The following is a 22,304-nucleotide window of genomic DNA, read 5'->3' on the forward strand; positions in this document are numbered from 1 at the left end:
CGCGGGTTGGGCCTGGGGTTCGGGGATACAAGGGGAAGTCGCGGCTTGCGCCGCTCCTACAGGAGGTATCCCATCTAAGCTTGGGCGAGCTTGTTCTCGAGGAAGGCGGCGACTTCGGCGATGGTCTGGTGATCGAACAGATCCACCACGTCGACCATGCCGGGCCACCGGTCGTCGATGCGCTGGTGGATTTCGGCCAGGGCCAGGGAGCTGATCCCGGCGTCGAAGAAGTTTTCGTGGATGCCGAGGCGCTTGTCTTCCACCACGGCATCGACGATGGCCTTGAGCTGCGCTTCCATGGGCGTGAGGGCGCCGTCGAGGGCGGCCTGGGTTTCGTCGTGCAGGCGGGTCAGTTCGGTGAGCACGCCGTCGTATTCGCCGGCCAGGAAGGCCTCGCCCAGCAGGCGGCGCTGGAGCTTGCCGGAGGTGGTCTTGGGGATCCGTTTGACCGGGATCACGTGATCGACCTCGAGGCCGGTCTGCGCGTTGATGAGGTGGCTGACCTTGCGCGCCAGGGGCAGGAACTCAGCCAGATCGCCGCGCCAGAGGAGGAACACCAGCAGTTCGTCCGAGTCGTCGCCGGGGCGGCGCACGCCGCAGATCGCCACCTTGCCCAGCTCCAGCCCCTCGGCCTGCTGGGCGATGGCTTCCAGATCGTGCGGATAGTAGTTGAGGCCGTGGGCGAAGATGATGTCCTTGCGCCGGCCGGTGACCACCAGTTCGCCGGCGTGCAGCAGCCCCACATCGCCGGTGTCGAGCCAGCCGTCGCCGACCAGGGCGGTGGCGTTGCTGGTTTCGTCGTTGTAGTAGCCGACGGTGACGTTGGGGCCGCGGATGTGGATGGCGCCAATCACGTCCTCGGCCAGCGGCGCATTGGCCTCGTCGGCGATGCGGATCTCGCAGCCGGGCACCGGCCGGCCTTCGATGGCAAAGCCCACGGCAGCCGGATCCGTGGCGTCCACTGCCCGCACCGTCTCGTGCAGGCCCAGATGATCCCGGTGCAGCCACAGGGTGCGGAAGGGCTCGCCCGGCGGCGGGAAGGCCACGGCCAGGGTGGCCTCGGCCAGGCCATAGACGGTGTACATGCTCTCGCGCCGCAGGCCCGCGGGGGCCAGGCGCTCGAGGAACTGATCGCACAGCTCCACCGAGATGGGCTCGGCGCCGTTGTAGATCAGGCGCACCGCTGACAGGTCCAGGTCGTCCACCGGCTTGTCACCCAGGGCCTTGAGGTAGTGCTTGTAGCCGAAGTTGGGCGAGCAGAGGATGCTGGCGCGGGTTTCGCTGGCCTTCTGCAGCCACAGCAGCGGTCGACGACTGAACAGCTCGGTGGGCATCAGGTACTGCTCCATGCCGCAGGCCAGCATGTTGAGGTGGAAGCCGATCAGGCCCATGTCGTGGGTCAGGGGCATCCAGCTCAGGCTCACGTCGTCGGGAGTGAAACGCCCGGCCTCGAGAATGGCGGCGATGTTGGCCAGGATATTGGCGTGGGTGAGCACCACACCCTTGGGATCGGAAGTGGAGCCGGAGGAGAACTGGATGAAGGCCGTGTCGTCCGGGGCGGCGTCGTGGGGCATGCCCTCGGCCACGTCGGCTTCGTCCAGCGATTCGACCTTCAGGGTGCGGGCCTGCAGGGCGGCCAGCTCGCCGGCCATGTCATGGTTGGCGGCGAAGCTGCCGAGCCGCGCCAGGGTTTCCTGTTCCGTGTACAGCCACGGCCGCTGCAGGCGGTCGAAGATCCGGAACACCTTGGCCCGGTGCTCGTCGCTGATCCCCGGCGCCACCGGCACCGGCACGATGCCACCGAGCACGCAGGCCCAGAACATCTCGAGGAAGCGGCGGTTGTCCTTCAGCAGCAGGATCAGTTCGTCACCCGGCGCGAGGCCCCGGGCCTGCAGGTGGCCGAGCAATCCCAGCGCGGCGGATTGCAGCTCGGCATAGGCTTGCCGCGCCAGGCGGTCGCGGGCTTCGATGTAGCCGATGCCGCGGCCGGTTTCGGCAGCGGCGTGCAGGGCGTCAGGCAGGGTACGGAAGTCGTGCATGGTGTCCTTCAGTGGCGCGTGATGCGGTAACGGAGGTTGTGACGGGTGCGCAGGTTGATGAACGGCGCCAGGGCCAGGGGCTGCTCGTCGAGATATTCGAGGCGGAAGGCGGGCAGCATGCAGCCGAAATGGATCTGCATCTCCAGCAGGGCGAAGTGATCCCCGATGCAGCGCCGCGGCCCGGCCGAGAAGGGGATGAAGGCAGTGGGATGGCGGGCCTTCTCCCGTTCGGGCGCGAAGCGATCCGGATCGAAGCGTTCGGCGTCGGACCAGTGCGCCGGATGCCGGTGCAGGTAATAGGGGGAGATGAACAGATCGGTGCCGGCGGGAATCGCGTAATCGCCGATCCGGTCGTCGTCCAGCGCCGTGCGGCTGAACAGCCACACGGGCGGATAGAGCCGCAGCGCCTCGTTCATCACCCGGCGCACGGTTTCGAACCGGGCGAGCTGCTCGGGCGCCGGCGTGGCGCCCCCGGTCACGGCCTCGATCTCCTCGCGGGCCCGTGCCGCCCACTCGGGATGCCGGGCCAGGAAGTACCAGCACCAGTTGAGGGTGATGGCCGAGGTTTCGTGGCCGGCGATGATGAAGGTCATCAGCTCGTCGATGAGTTCCTTGTCGGTCATCGTCTCGCCGGTATCGCGATCCCGCGCGGCGAGGAACAGGGCCAGAAAGTCGTCCCGCACCGGCTGCGTCTCGCGCCGCCAGTGGATGAGTTCCTGCATCAGCTGCATCAGGCCGCGAAAACGCAGCACCACCCGCATGTCGCGGGTCAGATCCTCGGTGAGAAAGGCGAAGGGATTGCCGCCCTGCTGATCCACCAGCCGGTCGAAATCCTCGCCGAACAGGGTGCGCAGGATCACTTCCAGCGACAGATCGGCCGCCTCGGCGGTGATGTCGAGTATCGCCCCGCCGGCGGCCTCGTCCTGCCAGCGTTCGCGCCGCGCCGCGTTGGCCTGCTCGACGAAGCGCAGCAGGCGGACCAGCACCTTGCGGCTGAAGGCCGGCTGGATCATTCGCCGCTGGCGGCGCCAGAAGGGGCCGTCGGAGACGATGATGCCGTTGCCGAGCAGCATCTTGACCCGGTTGAAGCCCGGGCCCTTGCGGTAGTTGGCGTGATGCTTCACCAGCACGTGACGAATGGCGTCGGCATCGTTGAGCAGATAACTGTCATGGCGGCGCCCCTCGGACGGCAGGCGCACCACGTCGCCCCAGGCCGCAATCCATTCGGGGATCGCGGCGAAGGTCGCCTCGTTGGTGTCGGGCGTGAAGGGGGTCTCCGGGCCTGGAGGCAGGGAGGGTTGGTGCGTGTCCGCACTCATGGGCAGCCTTTATACTGTGGCGATGGAGCCATGCTCGCAAAAGCTCGTACTATATCGGAGAATCCGCCCCGGGCAAATCGACCCGGACACGATCGCCGCGGCGCTGGCTGCCCTGCCCCCGGCCCTGCACGCGCGCCTCGCCCGGCGCCGGGACGATTTCGACCGGCTCCGCTCCCTCATCGGCCTGGCCCTGCTGCGGGCCGGCATGCGCCGCCTCGGCCAGGCGGACTTCACCCTCGATGCGCTCACCATCAGCCCCCACGGCAAGCCCGACTGGCCCGGGCCGGTGCGCTTTTCCATCAGCCACGCCAACGAACTGGTGGCCTGCGCCCTGGCCGGCACGCCGGTGGGGCTGGACGTGGAATGGCGCCGTCCCCTGCCCCGCCTTCCCGAGGCGGGACTGAGCCCCGCCGAACGGGCGGCCATCGCCGAGGATCCGGCCCGCTTCTTCGACTTCTGGACCGCCCGCGAGGCGGTGCTCAAGGCCGCCGGGGATCTCGGCATCGCCCGCCTCACCGAAGTGGCGCTGCACGGCCGCCAGGCCGAATACGCCGACCGGATCTGGCATCTGTTCCACACCGAACCGCTGCCCGGCTACGTGCTCTGCCTGGCCAGCCCCGATCCCGCGCCGCCGGTGATCGAGGAAGCCGCTGGTATAATGCCCGGATCATGAACGATTCCGCTCCCGCCCCCGAGGCGTCCCGCCGCCCCTTCAAGCGCCGCCTCGGCAATGCCCTGGCCGTGCCGCTCATCCGGGGGATTCTCCATCTGCTGTGGAAGACCTGCCGGGTCACGGTGGTGGGCGATGAACACGCGCGCCGCCTGCTGGCCGAAGGCCAGCCCTTCATCCCCGCCTACTGGCATCAGCAGCACGTGTTCTGCGCCCGCTATCTGCTGGATCTGCAGCGCGACGGGCTGAAACTCGGCTTTCTGATCAGCCCCTCCAAGGACGGCGACGTGGCGGCGAGAATCATGGCCGGGCTCGGCGCGCGGGTGATCCGCGGCTCCTCCAACCGCACCGGCGCCCGCGCCATCCGCGATCTCTACCAGGTGATGGCGAAGGAGAAGATCTCGCCGGTCAACACCGCCGACGGGCCCACCGGCCCGGCCTTCCGCTTCAAGCCCGGCGCGGTGATGCTGGCCCAGCTCACCGGCTATCCGGTGCTGCCGCTGGCCTATGCCGCCGAACACGCCTGGGAGCTGAACTCCTGGGACCGCTTTCGCATCCCCCGGCCCTTCAGCCGCGTATGCGTGGTGGTGGGCGAACCCCGGCCCGTGGATCGCAAGACCGCCATGGCCGATCAGGAAGGCGTGGCCCGCGAACTGGAAGCCACCCTCAACCGGCTTGGCGAGGAAGCCGCCCGGCACCTGGAGGCAAGGCCATGAGCAAGGCGCGGCCCGGCAGCAAATCCCCGACGATCCACCAGGGCCCGGATCACAGCGCGCCCTACCCGGTCAGCCGCCTGGCGCCGGGCTTCGAGCTGGTGGATCTGGCCCGCGAGATCGAGGCCGCCGACGCCACCCTGGCCAGCCACGCCACCGGCAAGCTGAAACTGATCGCCGAGCAGATCCGCCAGTTGCAGGACGCCGCCCGCGCCATCCTCCAGGAAACCCGCCGCAGCCAGGAACTGCACCGCGCCGCCTGCAACTTCCGCCGCCAGCCGGGCCGGATCTATCACCTCTACCGCAAGCCCGACGGCAGCACCTACTTCTCCATGCTGGCGCCCGAGGACTGGTCGGGCCGGCCGCCCCACGACTTCCTCGGCTCCTGGCGGCTGGAGAACGACATGAGCTGGAGCCCGACCGAGGCCGGGGAAAGCCACGAGACGGATGATACGGACGTGGCGCGGCTGCTGGCCCTCCTGGAGCAGGAAGCGGATCGCTGATGCCGATCACCGGCAGTCCGCAGGGCGGCTCAAGCGTAGCGGAGCCGCCATGTCGGGATGACACGATTTTTGCCGGCTCCGCTGCGCTTGAGCCGGCCTACACCCCTCCCACGCCGGCGCCGTTTATGTCAGCCCAATTTTGAGACGTTTAGCGCAACGATGCCGATAACCCGAAGTGCTTTCCGCCCGGCCTGGTGGTTGCCGGGGCCGCATCTGCAAACCCTGTGGCCGACCTTCTTCCGGCGGCAGCCGGTCCTGTCGCTGGAACGGCGGCGGCTTGAGACGCCGGACGGGGACTTTCTGGATCTGGCCCTGGGCGGGCGACCGGACGGGCCGCTGGTGCTGTTGCTGCACGGCCTGGAAGGCTCGCTGGAATCCCACTATGCCGGCAACCTGCTCGCGGCCCTGCACCGTGCCGGCCGGCGAACCGCCTTCCTGCATTTTCGCGGCTGCTCGGGCGAGCCCAACCGCCTGCCCCGCAGCTACCACAGCGGCGAAACCGGGGATCTGCAGTTCGTGGTGCAGTGGCTGGCGGAGAATCTCGCCCCGGTGGATACGGCAATCGGCTTCTCCCTGGGCGGCAACGTGCTGCTCAAGTGGCTGGCCGAGCGGGGCGAAGCCGCGCCCGTGCGCCGGGCGGTGGCCGTCTCCGTCCCCTTTCGCCTGGCCGACGCCGACCGGCGCCTGCGCCGGGGCCTGTCACGACTCTACCTGCGCCACCTGCTCGGGCGGCTCCGGCGCAGCTACCGGGAAAAGTTCGCCCGCCTCCCCTCGCCCCTGGACGTGGACGTGGATCGGCTACGCACCTTCCACGACTTCGACGAGCACGTTACCGCCCCCCTGCACGGCTTCGCCGGCGCCGACGACTACTACGCTCGCGCAAGCTGCCGACAATATCTGAAGCGGATCCGCATCCCGACGCTGATCCTGCATGCCCGCGACGATCCCTTCATGTTTCCCGACACCGTCCCCGGCGAGGCGGAACTGCCCCCCGCCGTGACCCTGGAGCTGAGCGACCACGGCGGCCACGTGGGCTTCGTGTCCGGTCCCTGGCCCTGGCAGGCCGAATACTGGCTGGAGCGGCGGATCGTCGAATGGCTGGATGCGGAACAAACCGGTAGGGTGCGTTAACCTGACAGTTGCATAAATTGAAGCACGGAATCGCTTCTTTTTCGGCAATTGTCTTGTGGATGGGACATTCCGGGCTGTCTTCTGGAACGCTCCAAAAGTGAAATCCAGTCGTGCCCTTGTAGGTCGGCCTCAGCGTGCCCCTTGGGTATCAGGCCGACATGTCGGGCTAAAGCCCGACCTACAGAGCCGATTTTTTGCAACGATCAGGTTAAGCCCGGCACTGCCGCTGCAATACGCTTCGCCATCGCATCCTGCGAAGTGCTTTCCTCGGCCCTCGTCCCTCGCCACTCGTCCCTGTCACGCGGCTTCGCCGCGCGACTATCCGGGCCGGCCGTCCACCCGCGGGCGCATCAGGATCGGCGTGTAATAGTGCAGGAAGACGAGGAAGGCCAGGATCCACAGCCCCCCGGCGGCCATCACCTCGCGCACGTAGGTATCGGGCAGGAAGAGGGGGAAGAACACCCGCACCATGGCCGAGGCGTACAGGAAGTAGTAGCTCCAGACCATGCCCCTGGGCAGTTTCATGGGCCGGCCGGTGTGGCCGATGGCCACGCGCGACATCATGCCCAGGGTGATCCCGCCGAGCCCGCCCACCGTGAAGGCGTGCAGGGCGATGAAACCGGAGATCCAGCCCAGCTCGGCCAGGGCCAGCAGCCCCAGCCCGAGCACCAGCCAGGCGTAGCCGAAGATCAGCACCCACACCAGCGGCTCGCGCCACATGAGGCGGTGATACCAGCCGAAGACCCGCGCCGCATGCACCACGAAGGCCAGCAGGGCGGCCCAGAAGGTCAGGGCATCGGACAGAAACAGGTGGCTGACGGCGGCGGCCACGATGACCCAGGGCGACAGCCATTCGACGACGGGCCAGCTGCGGGTCGTGAGGCCCTGCACGCCGCGTTCGGCGAAGAAGGGAATCACCCGCCCGCCCATCAGGACGATGATCAGCATCACCAGCCAGACCATGCCGTAGAGCCCGTACCAGGCGGTGTCGCGGGTGAGGCCGAGCATCTCCAGGTGCACCAGCAGGTTGGCCAGCATCATCAGCAGGGGCAGCACGGCGAAGATCAGATTGCTCGTCTGCCGGCGCCGCAGCACCCGCACCCCCACCACCCAGGCCAGGGCCGGCAGCAGGGCCAGATCCACCCCGGCGATGAGCCAGCCGGGCACGCCCGGCCCGGCCAGGGGCAGCAGCCGGCCCAGGATCCACAGCAGCGCCAGCAGGCCCAGAGCACCGCCGCTGGGGGTGGGGATGTCGGTCCAGTTGCGCACCGCGGTGAGCAGAAAACCGCAGATCACGGCCACGGTGTAGCCGAACAGCATCTCGTGGGCGTGCCAGAAGGTGCCGGCGTAGTAGGCCTGCAGTTGCGCCGGGGCACTGACGTAGCCCAGCCAGATGGCCAGCAGGCCCACGGCGCCGAGGCCGGCGAGCAGGAAGAAGGGACGAAAGCCCAGCGCCAGCAGGGCGGTGCCGGAGGGGTTCGGGCGACGGGGTTCTTCGATCTGCATGCAACGGCTCCTTTTCCTAGTGAACGCAATCCTAATCGAAACCCCGGCAAGTGTACTTACCCCGCAGGAGATAACCCTGATCCGGATCCTTGACAAAATACGCCGTGGGCAGGGCGGGAACACCGGCCGTTGTCACCCTGTACGCTGGCGTCGAAGATGCCCGCAACCCGCTACCCGCCCCCCAAACTGTGACGGAGTTGACAAAAGAAAACTGGCGCCCGGAGCGATCTCGGCCGATAGTCATAGCAGATGGCCGTTCCTTCACGGCATCCAAGGGCAAACCCGCCGCGAGGCGGGGACGCAAAACCACCGGTCCAGGGCCGCGCCCCCGGACAGCGGGGTTGCCGGATGCACTTCCCTTCCGCACCCCCTGCCCGCCGGTCCGCACGCAACGGGTATACCGCACATGAGCGCAAGCAAGGTCGTCTCCTTCCAGTCCGGCGTCGAGAGCCGCGTCCGGCAGCGCAAGCTGCTCGAGAGCTGCCGCGATCTCACCCTGCGCCAGATGCAGGCCATGCTGCAGCGCATGCTCGACACGGCCGACGATGCCCTGTTCGCCATGGCCGACAAGGCCGAGACCAACGCCGAGCAGACCCTGTACTTCGATTCCATGCGCATCGTGCGGCTCCACCGCCAGGACATCGAACGCCGTTTCCGGCAACGCCTGCAGGAAAATTTCGATCGCTTCCGCGACGGCGACACCGAGGCTGAGCCGCCCACCGTCGAGCTGTCGCTGGAAAACCTCTCCCTGGTGGAAGAGCACGATCTGGAGGAATCCCTGGCCATCACCAATCTGGTGATGAAGATCCGCAACCAGTACGGCCAGGCCATCCACGCCATCGAGCAGCGCCTGGGCGCCATCGCCCCCGAGCGCCGCATCGACGACGACACCAACCCCCTCGGCCCCAAGGCCATCTGCCAGGCCTTCAGCGAAGCCACCCGGGATCTGGAGACCGAACTCAAGATCAAGCTGATCATCTACAAGCTGTTCGACCGCCAGCTCTGCCAGGACATCGGCGCCCTGTTCGACAGCATCAACGACGCCTTCATCGACGCCGGCGTGCTGCCCACCATCAAGGCCAGCATCCGGCGCACCCCGGCCGCCGGCCCGGCCACCTCTCCCCTGGCCGACACGGACGTGGCCGCCCTTGCCGACGAAGCCGGGCCGGATGGCGACCTCCTCGCTACCCTGCACCAGCTTCTGGCCCGGCAGCGTGGCGCCATGGCGCCCGGCATGGGCACCCTGGCGGCAGGCACCACGGCCCCGGCCGCACCCCTGGCCACCCCGGACGCCCTGGCCGCCCTGACCGCCCTGCAGCAGCAGCCGGCGGCCCTGCCCGGCGGCGGTGAACTGCCACCGGGCGAAGCGATCCGCCTGGCCATGGGCAGTCAGCTCGGGGTGGGCGAAGGCCAGCCGGTGGCCCTGCAGGGGGCCGACAACGACATGATCGACGTCGTGGCCATGATGTTCGAATACATCCTCGACGATCCCAACCTGCCCGACGCCGCCCGCGCCCTGATCGGCCGTCTGCAGATCCCGATGATCAAGGTCGCCATCCTCGACAAGGGTTTCCTGGCCAGCCGCGGCCATCCCGCCCGCAAGCTGCTCAACGCCCTGGCCGAGGCCGGCCTGGGTCTCGACGACGAACCGGCCGACGACAACCGTCTGCTGGCGGTCATGAGCGGCATCGTCGACCGCGTGCTGGAAGACTTCACCGACGACATGACCCTGTTCAGCGAACAGCTCGCCGAACTGGAGGCCTTCCTCGCACGGCGCCGCGCCGAGGAAGAGGCCCGTCAGGCCGAAACCCGCCGCGAGCGCGAGATGCGCGAACAGCAGGAACTGGCCCGCACCTGGGTGCGCGAAACCCTCAAGGAGGCCCTGGCCGGCAAGGAACTGCCGAAGGAAGTGCTCAAGATCATCATGGGCCCCTGGCACGCGGTGATGACCCACACCTATCTCGAGCAGGGCGAGGACAGCGCCCTGTGGAAGAACCAGCGCCGCTTCATCGACGTCCTGGTGTGGTCGGTACAGCCCAAGCAGCTCAAGGTGGACCGCGAGCGCCTCGGCGGCATCATCCGCCATCTCACCGCCTCCCTGCGCGAGGGCCTGCAGAGCATCGACTATCCGCCCGAGAAGATCGAACGGATCTTCGCCGCCCTGGAACCCTACCACCACGCCAGCCTCTACGGCCTGCGCGTGGCCGGCGAAGCGCCCCCGCCCGCGCCGGTGGAACCCGACCAGAGCGGCTTCTTCCTCTTCGACACACCCGAAGACCGCCCCGCCGACACCACGGAAGAGGTGGATCACGAGGCCGAAACCCTGCCCGACATGGCCCGGACCGAAGTGGAATCGGCCATCGCCGCCATGGAGGACCAGATGGCCACCCTGGAGCAGCTCGAGGCGATTCTCGACGAACCGCTGGCCAGCGATGCCGTGGCCGAGGCCGAAGACGAGGAACTGGACGAATTCGACCGCGAGATCATCGAGGACATCGTGCTCGCCGGCTGGGACGCCCGCGATCACGACCTGCCCGAGGACTACCCCGACGACGAATACCTGGAGATGGCCCGCCACCTGGAAGCCGGCAAGTGGGTCGAATTCACCGACGACGACGGCAACCGGGTCCGCGCCAAGCTGGCCTGGAAGAGCGAACTGCTGGGCGAATACACCTTCACCAACTGGAAGTTCGACGTGGTGGCCGACAAGACCCTGCAGGGCTTCGCCGCCGATCTGCGCCGCGGCACCGCGCGCATCATCGACGAAGCCCCGGTCCTCGACCGGGCCCTGTCCGCCGTCATGAAAGGCCTGACCCGCAAGTCGGCCTGACACCGGGTCCTCCCCCGCGACAGGGACGTCGCACCCTCTTTTCGATTGCCTCTGTCATCCTCGCCGCCCGCGAGCGGCATTTTTTTGCACCGCCGGGGGTTCACCGGTCCGACACAAACCGGCCGTTGCCGCCAGACGGCCTGACGGCGGCAACACGCCTCATGCCGAAATGCCGGCGCCGCTTCCGCACCCTCGTGCCGGTGCGGGTATAATGCGACACGCTCACAAAAGTGGAATGCCCATGAAAACCGTCCTCACCTTCAGCCTGCTGCTGGGGCTCGCCCTGCCGGCCTTCGCCGGCCGCCTGCCCATCGTCCTGCTCGAACATCTCGACAACGAAGTACTGGCCCTCTCCGTCGAGGAAGCGGAACTGGCCAGCCTGCCCGCCTGGCAACCCGGCGACGGTCCCGTGCCCCTGCGCATCGACCAGGTCGTGGAGAAGGTGCGCACCTGGGCCCTGCGCCTGCATCCCGACTACGACGACGTCCGTTTTCTGGAAATCCTCCTCAAACCCATCGAATCCCCCCGCTACGGCACCCGCTGGCACTACCTGGTGGTCATCCAGGGCCGCAAGGACGGCCAGACCCTCCCCCGCAAGCACTTCCTGGCCGTGCTCTTCGACGGCAAGATCGTCCACGGCGTGATCGAACCAAAGCTTTGACCCACTCAAAAGTGTGATCCGCCCCGCAAATCCGCGAATCCGTCATCCTGTCAAGAACCACGGATTGATCTGGATCAGTTTTTCCCCGCACCTCCCGCCACGGCGTTGCCCATAATCCTCCACCCGGCTCCAACCCGCGGGCCGGAAAATGGCAAACGATCGTGGAGGATGCTCATGTTGCGCAAAACCCGCCTGCTCTTTCTCGGCACCACCTTGCTCGTTACCGCCTGCGGGGGTGGCGGTGGGGACAATCCGCCCAGCGGTGGCTCGACGAGCGGGGTGACCATCGAGGAAGTGGGGCAACTGCTTTTCGAAGATACTGCTCTCTCCGCCAACGGCAATCAGGCCTGCGCCACCTGCCATGACAGCACGCATGGCTTCGCCGATCCGGCGGCCACCGTGAACAGCCCCGTATCCGAAGGCTCCAAACCTGGTGAATTCGGGGATCGCAACGCCCCCACTGCCGCCTATGCGAAGTTCACACCGGCCTTCAGTGCCAACTGCAACGATGCCAATTTCACCGGTGTGCCCTGCGGTGGCCAGTTCCTCGACGGGCGTCGCGACACCCTGGCCGCCCAGGCCGGCGATCCCTTCCTGAACCCCGTGGAAATGGCCAATACCGACAAGGCAGACGTGGTGAACAAGGTACGCAACGCCACCTATGCCGACAAGTTCCGGCAGGTCTTCGGCGACAGCATCTTCAACGACACCACCCTCGCCTACCAGAAGATCACCGAGGCCATCGCCGCCTATGAAAGCACGAACGAGTTTGCGCCCTTCGATTCGAAGTTCGATTGCTATTTGCAGGATCCCGCCAACTATCCGCTCAGCACTTTGGAACAACAGGGATTCGATCTCTTCACCGGGCAGGCCAATTGCAGTGTCTGCCATACCATCCCCACGAATGGCGATCCGGTCCTGTTTACCAACCACATGTATTTCAACATCGGCGTGCCGCAGAACCCGAATCACCCCATGGGGACCGCTTTTGTCGACCATGGCCTGATGAATCATACAAATGACAGCGCACACGATGGCCTGTTCAAGACGCCAACGCTGCGCAACGTGGCGTTGACGGCGCCGTACATGCATAACGGCGTCTTTGCCACCCTGGAAGATGTGGTCAAATTCTATTTCGTGGACCTGAAGCAGGGAGAACCGGATGTGGACCCCACACGGGCGGGGGATCAACCCCCGGAAGTTGACATGAACATCTCACCTGAAGTCGAAAATCGCGGATTCCTGGCACAGGATCCTGCGAACATCACGGCCCTCGTCGCTTTCATGCAGACACTCACGGATGGGACCGGCAAGGGAATATGTTTCCGATAACGGTGAATCGCGGCTTGCGCCGCTCCTACGGGTTTCGAGTACACCTGTAGGAGCGGCGCAAGCCGCGATAAATGAGGCCGAGGAACAAGCCCAGGCGGCGAGGTTGATCGAAGGCCGAGGAGCGTTTGCGCCTTGATCCTCGTGTCCAGGTTGTCGCGGCGAGGGCGCCGCTCCTACCGACCCCGTAGCTGTCTGTAGGAGCGGCGCCCTCGCCGCGACCGCCAGCCCTATTCGTGGATGCCGAACTCTCCGCTCCACTGGCCCTGGCGATAGTCGAGCCGCAGCCAGCGGGGAACGAAGGCTTCCGGGCGGGCGATGGGGAAGTCGGTCAGGGGGGGTTCCTCGCCCTCGTAGTCGGTGCCGCAGGCACGGGTCATCACCGGACGGAAGTTCACCCGGAGCTTGTCGCCCCAGGGCACCCCTTCGCCGTGCAGGGGCGCATCGTGGAAGCGGACCCTGAACCGGATCAGACAGCTGAAATACAGCTCCATCTCCACGTAGAGCGGCGTCTCGCGGGCATCGAGGGCTTCACAGGCCGCACGGGTCAGGTGCAGCCGCACGGGGCGTCCGGCAATTTCCACCACGGGCTGTTCACCGGCGGCAGGCAGGGTGGCAAGCATGGCATCTCTCCTCATGGTCAAGGACCGCGCCGCGGTCGCGGGGCCGTCCTGCTTCTGGCGGCAGGTCTGGCAGGTTCCCGCTCAAGTGTAGCGCCGGGCGGGTCACAGGGGCAAAACAATAAATAGATTACAACAATCATATATATTGCGATGATTTATTGGATAAATCGCCCTCCCTCCCCCATACTTTCCCCATCGCAACATCAACCACCCACGAGAGGTCAACATCATGCTGGAAAACCGCGAAGGACAAACCGTCCCCTACGTCACGTTCCATACCCGCCAGAACGGCGAATGGGTGGACGTGACCACCGACGACATCTTCAAGGGCAAGACCGTGGTGCTGTTCGCCCTGCCGGGCGCCTTCACCCCCACCTGTTCCTCGAGCCACCTGCCCCGCTACAACGAGCTGGCGCCGGTGTTCAGGGAAAACGGCGTGGACGACATCGTTTGCCTGTCGGTCAACGACACCTTCGTCATGAACGCCTGGGCCAAGGATCAGGAAGCCGAGCACATCACCATGCTCCCTGACGGCAACGGCGAGTTCAGCGAAGGCATGGGCATGCTGGTGGACAAGTCCGACCTCGGCTTCGGCAAGCGTTCCTGGCGCTATTCGATGCTGGTGAAGGACGGCATAATCGAGAAGATGTTCATCGAGCCCCACGTGCCCGGCGATCCCTTCGAGGTCTCGGATGCCGACACCATGCTCAATTACATCAACCCGAACGCGAAGGTGCCGGAGCCGGTGACCATCTTCACCATGCCGGGCTGCCCCTTCTGCGCCAGGGCCAAGAAACTGCTGGCCGAACACGGCATGCGCTACGAGGAGGTGACGCTCGACAAGCGGATCAACTCCCGGGTGCTGCGGGCCGTGACCGGTGCCGACACCGTGCCCCAGGTGTTCATCGGTGGCAAGCACATCGGCGGGGCCGACGATCTGGAAGCCTGGTTCAAGCAGCAAGACGTCGCCTGAGTCCGCCGGCACGACGAAAACGGGGCCCTGCGCCCCGTTTTCGTCGTGCCATTTACCCTGCCATGGGATACCGGCTCCGCCAACAGGCGGTTGAAAAACGGCCGTTTTGCAACCGCCAGCGAATCCGCGCCTGCACCGTTGTCCCGATTCCGCTCAGTGCCGTCCAACCGAGCGTTGTTGCCAGTAACGCGCCTTGGCCGGATCCTTACCAACGCCCAGCAGACCGTTGGCATACACCGCCGCCAGCTTCTTCATGGCCAGCAGATTGCCGTTTTCCGCCGCACGGCGGAACCAGGAGAAGGCCTTCTTCGGATCTTTCGTGACATCGTAGGCCCCGTTTTCATTCCGCAGCCCCAGCTCGTACTGGGCATGGGGATCGCCCTGTTCGGCCTTCGCCTTGAGTGCGGAGTAGGTTTCCTGGGACGTCAGGGTCGTGGCTTTGACGAAGGCGTCGATCACGGCCAGCAGGTTGATGGCTTCCGTCTCGCCATTGGCCGCGGCCCGGCTCAACCAGTCCCTTGCCAGTTGCTGATCCTGGGCCACCACATAGCCTTCGTGATACATCTTGCCGATCAGATACTGGGCGTGCGCGTTGCCCTTGCTGGCCGCCTTTTCCAGCCAGTGGATGGCCTGTTCGTCGTCATGCGCGACCCCCTCACCATCCAGATAGGCCTTGCCCAGGCGATAGGCGGCTTCCCCATTGCCGTTTCCCGCCGCGGCCCGCCACCAATGCACGGCCTGCCGAGGATCCGGCGCCGTGCCGCGGCCCTCGGCATAACAGTTGCCCAGGATCAGCTGCGCATAGGGATTGCCCTCCCCAGCCGCTTTTTCCAGCCAAGGCAAGGCCTTGCGGGGATCCGCCTTCAGGCCATAACGCCCCTCCAGCCAAGCCAGGCCATACAGCAGGGCGGCCCCCCTGTTGCCGGCGTGGGCCTCCTGCTTGAGCATCTTCAGTTCCATCGAGGGCGGCGTCGCCCCGGCGGAACAACCGTCAAGCATCATTGCCATGGCGAGAAAAACACCGGTCAACATCAATTTCATTTTCCTGTGTCCTGCCTCTTGTGGTGATGGAAAGGGAGCGGAGTCGACCGTTCAGTTCTTGTCTGGCCCAGCGGCCTTGCGGGCCAGAAAATCGTCGGACATGGCTTCGTAGATGGGGCGTGTACAGAGCAGCTTCGACACACCGTTGGCCAGCAGCGATGTGGCCATCAGCGGCAGAAGCAGCTGGCTTTCATCGGTCATTTCCATGACGATGATGACCGCCGTGATGGGTGTCTGGACCACGCCGCTGAAATAACCCACCATGCCCAACAGTCCGATTGCCACCAGGGGTTCGGCCGTGAAGAACTGGGCCAGGCTGTACCCCAGCCCTGCGCCCACGGACAGACTGGGGGCAAATATCCCGCCCGGGATCCCGCTCAGATAGGAAAAGATGGTGGCCAGGAATTTCAATGGCGCATAGAAAGGCGAGGCGGCCTCGGTGCCCTGCAGAACCCCTTTGGCCGCCTCGTATCCGGTTCCCCAGGTGGTGCCACCGGAAAGCGCACCGATGACCGCCACCAGCAAACCGCAGGCAGCCGCCAGAAGATAGGGATGGCGATTCCGAAGCGGCGCCAGGCAACGGCCACCGTGGATCAGGGTAGTCGAAAACAGGCCGCCAGCCAGGCCGCCAATCGTGCCGCACACCAGGATCGCACCGAGCGCATCGAGGGGTGCCATCTGGATGGTATAGGTGCCAAAATAGGTGTAATTCCCCTGAATCACGAGTGAAGTCATCCCCGCGAAGATCACGGCAACCATCAGGCTGCCGGTGATGCGTTCCTCAAAGCTGCGGCTCATTTCCTCGATGGCGAACATGACCCCGGCCAATGGCGTATTGAAGGCGGCCGCCAACCCGGCCGCGCCGCCCGCCAGGACCAGGCCCCGGCGGGCATGATGGATGGGAAAGTTCGCCAGCCGGTTCAGGGAATACATCACCGATGCCGCGATATGCACGGTGGGACCTTCCCGCCCAATCGACGCACCGCACAACAGCCCCAGCACGATGGCCAACCCCTTGCCGATGGCGATGCGCAATGAAAGGATCGCGCCACGATCGGCACGCTCACGCATCTTCAGGGCCGCAATGGCCTGGGGAATGCCACTGCCCTCGCCGCCCGGAAACAGTTTGCGCGTTGCATACGTGATGGCCAGCATGCCCGCCGGGGTGACGAGATACGGCAACCACGCCCAACGTGCCACCCAGTGGTGGAAAAGGCCGTCTGCCCAGCTGCTGGCCATGGCCAACAGCGTGGCGCTGATCCCGACCACGATGGCGCCGGCCCAGAACACCAGGCGCAGTTTCCAGACCGAAGGGGATCGGGCCTGCCTGACGACCTGCCTGAGATAATGCCGTCCGCTCATGTCAACCATCCACCTTCCGTCTGCGGTGATTTTCCCCTCTGACCGGCTCGCGATTCGCTGCGTCGTCGAGAGGTTCGTCACCCTCGTACTTCACGGAGGCGCACTCGAGAAATATCCGGTTCCTGCACGTGGCGCAGATTGACTTGTCGAGTTTCTGGAATATGGCGTGAATCGCAGCCGACTTGCCCTGAAACACGTTTTTGGGGTTGATTTTGTCGAAGGCGTGATTCTCCTCGAGTGTGCTCCACAGTCCCCGCTTGATATTGATCAGATACAAATCTCCACCCCGGGCGCGCCGCTTCAATGCCTCATCGGCAAGAACGTCCGCCGCAGCCAGATCGACGAATCCGATCCCCGCGGCCACGATAGCCAGATGTTTCTGTTCCGGCCGCTCCCGCGCCATGCGCGCCAGCCTTTCCCGTAGGTAGGGCACGCCCCCGAAGAACAGGGAGCCGTCGATCCGGATGATGCGCAACTGGGGACATTCCCTGGGGTGCCTTCCGCCATCGGAGAATTTCCGGTTCGGCAGTGTTGGATCGGGTACCCGGACCACGATCTTCGGTTTCGACACCCGCATCAGGTAGAAGATGAGGGAGAACAGAATCCCCAGCAGGATGGCGAACTCCAGATCCAGAAACAGCGTGGAGGCGAAAGTGATACCGAACACCGCCCGCTCGGAACGGTTGGAATGCAAAATATGCTTGATGCTGGGAATGTCGATCAGCGCCCAGGCCACATAGAAGAGGATACCGGCCATGGTCGCCGTGGGCAGATAGGCCACCAGCGGGGCGATGGCCAGGACGATGAAGATTTCGAAGATCCCGGCGAACATGGCGCTCATGGGCGTTTTCGCCCCGGCCTCGTAATTGAGACTGGTACGATTGAAGGAACCGGTGGCCACGTATGCCGAAAAGAAACTGCCCGCGATGTTGGAAAGCCCCTGCCCAATGAACTCCTGGTTTCCGTCGATCAACTGGCCACTGCGGATACCGATGGCCCGGCCGATGGACACCGCCTCGGTGAGCGCGAACAGGGTCATCGCCAGCGCGGCGGGCACCAGTTTTACCATCGTATCGATGTCGAAATCCGGCATGCGGAAGGGCGGCAGCGTCTGGGGCAGGGCGCCCACCACCTTGATATGCGTGACCTCGCTGCCCCCGTACAGATGATTCAGCAACAGGCCGGTCAGCGTCCCGGCCACCAGCGCCCCGATGAGCGGCGGGAAGCGGGGCACGAAGCGCTTGAAGGCAAAGCCGGTCAGCAGAGTGACCAGGGCAACGGTCGTCACATCGCCATTGATGTTTGGGATCTGCTCGGCGAAGTGCTGCAGGGTCACGAAAAGGTTGCCTCCCCGGGGAATGCTCACGCCGAAGAAATTCTTCAATTGCTTGGCGGCGATCAGGATGGCGGCGCCGGTGGTAAAACCCACCACCACCGAGTGGGAGATGAAATTGACGATGGTCCCCATTCGAGCGATGCCCAGCACGAGTTCGATGACACCGACCATGAAGGTAAGCGTGAGGGCCAGACCGACATATTCCGGGGTCAAGGGTTCGGCAAACGCACTCAGGGAAGACAACAGGACGATGGAGGCGGCGGTGGTGGGCCCGGACATGAGGTGCCAGGAGGAGCCGAACAGGGCCGCCACGATGGCCGGCACCATCCCCGCATACAGGCCATACTGCGGCGGCATCCCGGCAATCGAGGCGAACGCCACGGCCTGGGGAATGACCACGATGGCCACCGTCAGGCCGGATAGCAAATCACTGCGAAGGGTGTTTCGGTCGACGCGGTGAATCCACCGCAACATGGGAAACAGGCGCAATTTCCAGTCGGCATATTGTTCGCTTCTCATACTCATCTCGTCATTTCGGGTGACCTGGACAGAGGCACGCCGCGCCTCCGCTTGCCTGCCGAGCGTCCCTTCCGAGCGGTTGGGTGCAAAACGCTTTGGCGTGACCGATTTCAATGCGCGCGGGTCATCGAAAACGCCGGGGATGCAGGCAATCCCCGGCTGCGCGCGATGCACGGAGGCACCGCCATGCCAATGACGCCAAGTCATTGAAAATGTGTGGGAACGGGAAACGGCGTGTTCCGCTCCCGCGCTGAAAAAGTCCGGGAATGGGCTTTTCAACAGCCGGTCAAGCGCCCCCCCATGGCACGAGCCATGCTGGTGGGCGAGGGTTGGGCGAGGCTGCGGATTGCCCGTCAGCAGACTGACGGGGTCGATGCCTCTTGCACCCGGTGCAGCAGAACGGTTGGGCGCACGGGAAAACCAATGATGTAAAATATATCAAAACAGCTTTTTAATATCAACTTATAGAAATATAAAGCAACTGTATTGCTATACTATATACAACCCCGAATTCTCGCTCCGCCAGGCGCGTTTGCTCTTGCCCTGGCCGACCTCACCCAAAAGGTGATACGTTTCGCCCGCCACACGCGGCCGGTCGCCCGCGAGGCTGTTGACCGCTGGCCGATCCGCTTCAGCTTTGCACCCGGATTTTTGACGAACCCATGATTACCTCCGCACAAATCAAGGCTGCACGGGCTCTCTTGCGCTGGGATCAGGCCCGGCTGGCGAAAGAAGCCGGACTCTCCCTGCCCACCATCCAGCGAATGGAAGCCAGTGGGGGCACCGTTCGCAGCAACGTGGATTCACTGGTCAAGGTCGTCGAGGCGCTGGACCGCGCCGGAATCGAACTGATTGGTGAGGAGGCCCAGAGTACTGGCCGGGGACGGGGCGTCAGGCTGAAGGAACCCGGGAAACGGTGATACCCGCCGCCTGAGGGAGGCGATTTCGGCAGACGGCGCAAAAACAACGCCCGCCCGGTGACCCGGGCGGGCGTTGCAACAAGGATTCCGGCAAGGGAATCAGACGGGCTGCACGGTCGTCGCCTGCATGCCCTTGGGGCCCTTTTCGGCCTCGTAGGTGACCGCCTGGCCCTCGTTCAGGGTCTTGTAACCACTGGTCTGGATCGCCGAGTAGTGCACGAAGACGTCTTCGCTGCCATCCTCCGGTGCGATGAAACCGAACCCCTTTGAGTTGTTGAACCACTTGACTGTGCCGTTGAGCATCTCTCCGCCCTCTTGACTTGTGTTGTTGTGAAGAACGCTGTGTTACTGCTTTTCAGTCGGGGAAGTTGCACAGGGAATCCAGCTGGAACCGCTTGAACTTGCCACTGCTTGAAAAACAATACCGTCTGAGTATAGCCAAACTCCGCGGCGAATAAAGGGAGCGGCAGCGTTTGTCACGGTTTTGTCAGCAATGACATTTGAAGATGGTGATTTTCTGATAAAGGGTTTGCGGGACTGACACCCTGACAGGCTGTTGAAAAAAACCCATCCATGGGCTTTTTCAACTCGGGAACGGAAACCGCGGTTTCCCGCTCCCTCACATTTTCAATGACTTGGCGTCATTGAAAATGGCGATGCCTCCGAAGCATCGCACACCGGCTGCAGAAAAACAGTGTTTTTCAACAGCCTGTCAGGTTTCGTGGTAGAGCTTGCCGCCGGTCTTGCGGAACTCTTCGGCCTTCTCCTGCAGGCCCTTGCGCAGGGCTTCGTCCACGGCCACTTCCTGCTGGTCGGCGTAATCACGCACTTCCTGGGTGATCTTCATGGAGCAGAAGTTGGGCCCGCACATGGAGCAGAAGTGGGCCACCTTGTGGGCCTGTTTCGGCAGGGTCTCGTCGTGGTATTCACGCGCCCGGTCCGGATCCAGGCCGATGTTGAACTGATCTTCCCAGCGGAACTCGAAGCGGGCCTTGGACATGGCGTTGTCGCGGATCTGCGCGCCGGGATGGCCCTTGGCCAGATCGGCGGCGTGGGCGGCCAGCTTGTAGGTGATGATGCCTTCCTTCACGTCGTCGCGGTTGGGCAGGCCCAGGTGTTCCTTGGGCGTGACATAACAGAGCATGGCGGTGCCGTACCAGCCGATCATGGCCGCGCCGATGGCCGAGGTGATGTGGTCGTAACCGGGGGCGATGTCGGTGACCAGTGGGCCGAGGGTGTAGAAGGGCGCCTCCTTGCACAGGGCCAGCTGCTTGTCCATGTTTTCCTTGATCAGGTGCATGGGCACGTGGCCGGGGCCTTCGATCATGGTCTGCACGTCGTGCTTCCAGGCGATCTCGGTCAGCTCGCCGAGGGTTTCCAGCTCGGCGAACTGGGCCGCGTCGTTGGCATCGGCAATGGAGCCGGGGCGCAGGCCGTCGCCGAGGGAGAAGGCCACGTCGTAGGCCTTCATGATTTCGCAGATCTCCTCGAAATGGGTGTAGAGGAAGCTCTCCTGGTGGTGGGCCAGGCACCACTTGGCCATGATGGAACCGCCGCGGGAGACGATGCCGGTGACCCGTTTCGCCGTCAGCGGCACGTGGGCGAGGCGCACGCCGGCGTGGATGGTGAAGTAGTCCACGCCCTGCTCGGCCTGCTCGATGAGGGTGTCGCGGAACAGCGCCCAGGTCAGCTCCTCGGCCTTGCCGTCCACCTTCTCGAGGGCCTGATACAGCGGCACGGTGCCGATGGGCACCGGCGAGTTGCGGATGATCCACTCGCGGGTCTCGTGGATGTTCTTGCCGGTGGAGAGATCCATGATGGTGTCGGAGCCCCAGCGGATCCCCCAGGTCATCTTGTCCACCTCTTCCTCGATGGAGGAGGTGACCGCCGAGTTGCCCAGGTTGCCGTTGATCTTCACCAGGAAGTTGCGGCCGATGATCATCGGCTCCAGTTCCGGGTGGTTGATGTTGGCGGGAATGATGGCCCGGCCGCGAGCCACTTCGTCGCGCACGAATTCGGGGGTGATGGCCTCGGGCAGGTTGGCGCCGAAGCCCTGGCCCGGATGCTGCTCGGCCAGGTACTCGCGGTACAGCTCCAGGCGCAGGTTCTCGCGGATGGCCACGTACTCCATCTCGGGGGTGATGATCCCCTTGCGGGCGTAGTGCATCTGGGTGACGTTGCAGCCGGGCTTCGCACGCCGCGGCTTGCGCTTGTGGTGCTCGAAGCGCAGGTGATCCAGGGCCGGATCGGCGGCCCGCCGGCGGCCGTATTCGGAACTCAGATCCGGCAGGATTTCGGTATCGCCCCGCTCCTCGATCCAGGCCGTGCGCACGTCGGGCAAACCCTTGCGGATGTCGATGGTCACGTCGGGATCGGTGTAGGGACCGGAGGTGTCGTAGACCGTCAGCGGCGGGTTCTTCTCCGGTCCCCTGGCGGTGTGGGTGTCGGAGAGCGTGATCTCGCGCATGGGGACGCGGATGTCGGGGCGGCTGCCCTGCACGTAGATCTTGCGGGAATTGGGAAAGGGCTGCACCGAGGCCTCGTCGATGCGGGCCGTCTTGCTCAGGAATTGGTCGGGAATCGCGCTCATGGTCGTGTCCTGGGTTGGGGCTGGACCGACGGGAGGGGCGGAATGACAGGGTGGACGGGTTCGGCGGGAATCCGTACTGCAGTCCCTACGCCGGCGCGAACCGGATCAGGTTCCAAGGGTCTCTCTCAGCCGGCATGCGGCACCCCTCGCAGTCGAGGGAACACCCTACTGGATGGCTCGGACATTTGCAACCGCCGCCGGCCCCGGTGGAAAGCCGGTTGCATGTGCCGGGGGAACTT

At 64.9% G+C, this 22,304-nt stretch carries 18 protein-coding genes and 2 riboswitches; of the genes, 9 read left to right on the plus strand and 9 right to left on the minus strand.

Translation table 11 applies throughout. The features are described 5' to 3' along the window. Positions 1 to 74: 74 nt before the first annotated feature. Positions 75 to 2,039: a non-ribosomal peptide synthetase gene (locus ACZ5BH_RS03565; RefSeq protein WP_464890541.1), complete on the minus strand. Its 1,965-nt coding sequence runs from the start codon at positions 2,037 to 2,039 to the stop codon at positions 75 to 77. Between the two features lie 8 nt (positions 2,040 to 2,047). Then, a complete protein-coding gene (locus tag ACZ5BH_RS03570; protein WP_464890542.1) occupies positions 2,048 to 3,358 on the minus strand; it encodes a cytochrome P450 in 1,311 nt (436 codons plus the stop codon). Here ACZ5BH_RS03570 and ACZ5BH_RS03575 point away from each other — a divergent pair. From ACZ5BH_RS03575 to ACZ5BH_RS03590, 4 genes are all read left to right on the plus strand, one after another. Continuing rightward, the gene (locus ACZ5BH_RS03575) at positions 3,345 to 4,031 is read left to right on the plus strand and encodes a 4'-phosphopantetheinyl transferase family protein (RefSeq protein ID WP_464890543.1); all 687 of its coding nucleotides are present in this window, start codon (positions 3,345 to 3,347) and stop codon (positions 4,029 to 4,031) included. The genes ACZ5BH_RS03570 and ACZ5BH_RS03575 overlap by 14 nt on opposite strands. Beyond that, entirely contained in the window at positions 4,028 to 4,744 is a 717-nt protein-coding gene (locus ACZ5BH_RS03580; protein WP_464890544.1) for a lysophospholipid acyltransferase family protein, read from the plus strand. The genes ACZ5BH_RS03575 and ACZ5BH_RS03580 overlap by 4 nt, the downstream gene beginning before the upstream one ends. Continuing rightward, positions 4,741 to 5,244: a DUF2452 domain-containing protein gene (locus ACZ5BH_RS03585; RefSeq protein ID WP_464890545.1), complete on the plus strand. Its 504-nt coding sequence runs from the start codon at positions 4,741 to 4,743 to the stop codon at positions 5,242 to 5,244. The genes ACZ5BH_RS03580 and ACZ5BH_RS03585 overlap by 4 nt, the downstream gene beginning before the upstream one ends. Before the next feature lie 159 nt (positions 5,245 to 5,403). Next, positions 5,404 to 6,375, plus strand: coding sequence for a hydrolase (locus ACZ5BH_RS03590; protein WP_464890546.1), 972 nt, complete (start codon positions 5,404 to 5,406; stop codon positions 6,373 to 6,375). Between the two features lie 318 nt (positions 6,376 to 6,693). Here ACZ5BH_RS03590 and ACZ5BH_RS03595 read toward each other — a convergent pair whose 3' ends face one another. Then, on the minus strand, positions 6,694 to 7,881 hold the full coding sequence (locus ACZ5BH_RS03595; protein WP_464890547.1) for an NnrS family protein: 1,188 nt from the start codon (positions 7,879 to 7,881) through the stop codon (positions 6,694 to 6,696). Between the two features lie 265 nt (positions 7,882 to 8,146). Further along, positions 8,147 to 8,230: riboswitch (cyclic di-GMP riboswitch) on the plus strand. A 57-nt stretch (positions 8,231 to 8,287) separates the two neighbouring features. Here ACZ5BH_RS03595 and ACZ5BH_RS03600 point away from each other — a divergent pair. The 3 genes from ACZ5BH_RS03600 to ACZ5BH_RS03610 all read left to right on the plus strand — a co-directional run bounded on the left by ACZ5BH_RS03600 (position 8,288) and on the right by ACZ5BH_RS03610 (position 12,704). Continuing rightward, entirely contained in the window at positions 8,288 to 10,711 is a 2,424-nt protein-coding gene (locus ACZ5BH_RS03600; RefSeq protein ID WP_464890548.1) for a DUF1631 domain-containing protein, read from the plus strand. 241 nt (positions 10,712 to 10,952) lie between these two features. Next, positions 10,953 to 11,372: a hypothetical protein gene (locus tag ACZ5BH_RS03605; protein WP_464890549.1), complete on the plus strand. Its 420-nt coding sequence runs from the start codon at positions 10,953 to 10,955 to the stop codon at positions 11,370 to 11,372. Between the two features lie 174 nt (positions 11,373 to 11,546). Next, on the plus strand, positions 11,547 to 12,704 hold the full coding sequence (locus tag ACZ5BH_RS03610) for a cytochrome-c peroxidase (protein WP_464890550.1): 1,158 nt from the start codon (positions 11,547 to 11,549) through the stop codon (positions 12,702 to 12,704). Between the two features lie 227 nt (positions 12,705 to 12,931). Here ACZ5BH_RS03610 and ACZ5BH_RS03615 read toward each other — a convergent pair whose 3' ends face one another. Further along, positions 12,932 to 13,324, minus strand: a complete 393-nt coding sequence (locus ACZ5BH_RS03615; protein WP_464890551.1) for a hypothetical protein — start codon at positions 13,322 to 13,324, stop codon at positions 12,932 to 12,934. 226 nt (positions 13,325 to 13,550) lie between these two features. Between ACZ5BH_RS03615 and ACZ5BH_RS03620 the strand changes: the two genes are divergently transcribed. After that, positions 13,551 to 14,297, plus strand: coding sequence for a glutathione peroxidase (locus ACZ5BH_RS03620; protein WP_464891187.1), 747 nt, complete (start codon positions 13,551 to 13,553; stop codon positions 14,295 to 14,297). Between the two features lie 153 nt (positions 14,298 to 14,450). Here ACZ5BH_RS03620 and ACZ5BH_RS03625 read toward each other — a convergent pair whose 3' ends face one another. The 3 genes from ACZ5BH_RS03625 to ACZ5BH_RS03635 form a co-directional block, all read right to left on the minus strand. Further along, on the minus strand, positions 14,451 to 15,305 hold the full coding sequence (locus ACZ5BH_RS03625) for a tetratricopeptide repeat protein (RefSeq protein ID WP_464890552.1): 855 nt from the start codon (positions 15,303 to 15,305) through the stop codon (positions 14,451 to 14,453). Between the two features lie 84 nt (positions 15,306 to 15,389). Further along, positions 15,390 to 16,700 carry a chloride channel protein gene (locus ACZ5BH_RS03630; protein WP_464890553.1) on the minus strand — a complete coding sequence of 437 codons (1,311 nt, stop codon included), beginning with the start codon at positions 16,698 to 16,700 and terminating at the stop codon, positions 15,390 to 15,392. A gap of 1 nt (position 16,701) precedes the next feature. After that, positions 16,702 to 18,555 carry a SulP family inorganic anion transporter gene (locus ACZ5BH_RS03635; RefSeq protein ID WP_464891188.1) on the minus strand — a complete coding sequence of 618 codons (1,854 nt, stop codon included), beginning with the start codon at positions 18,553 to 18,555 and terminating at the stop codon, positions 16,702 to 16,704. A gap of 662 nt (positions 18,556 to 19,217) precedes the next feature. Here ACZ5BH_RS03635 and ACZ5BH_RS03640 point away from each other — a divergent pair. Continuing rightward, positions 19,218 to 19,475, plus strand: coding sequence for a helix-turn-helix domain-containing protein (locus ACZ5BH_RS03640; protein ID WP_464890554.1), 258 nt, complete (start codon positions 19,218 to 19,220; stop codon positions 19,473 to 19,475). Positions 19,476 to 19,574: 99 nt separating this feature from the next. Here the strand turns inward: ACZ5BH_RS03640 and ACZ5BH_RS03645 are convergent, their stop codons facing one another. Then, positions 19,575 to 19,778, minus strand: a complete 204-nt coding sequence (locus ACZ5BH_RS03645; RefSeq protein ID WP_464890555.1) for a cold-shock protein — start codon at positions 19,776 to 19,778, stop codon at positions 19,575 to 19,577. Between the two features lie 409 nt (positions 19,779 to 20,187). Then, positions 20,188 to 22,065, minus strand: coding sequence for a phosphomethylpyrimidine synthase ThiC (gene thiC / locus ACZ5BH_RS03650; protein ID WP_464890556.1), 1,878 nt, complete (start codon positions 22,063 to 22,065; stop codon positions 20,188 to 20,190). A 64-nt stretch (positions 22,066 to 22,129) separates the two neighbouring features. Further along, positions 22,130 to 22,222: riboswitch (TPP riboswitch) on the minus strand. Positions 22,223 to 22,304: the final 82 nt, after the last annotated feature.

The organism is Thioprofundum lithotrophicum (assembly GCF_055387065.1).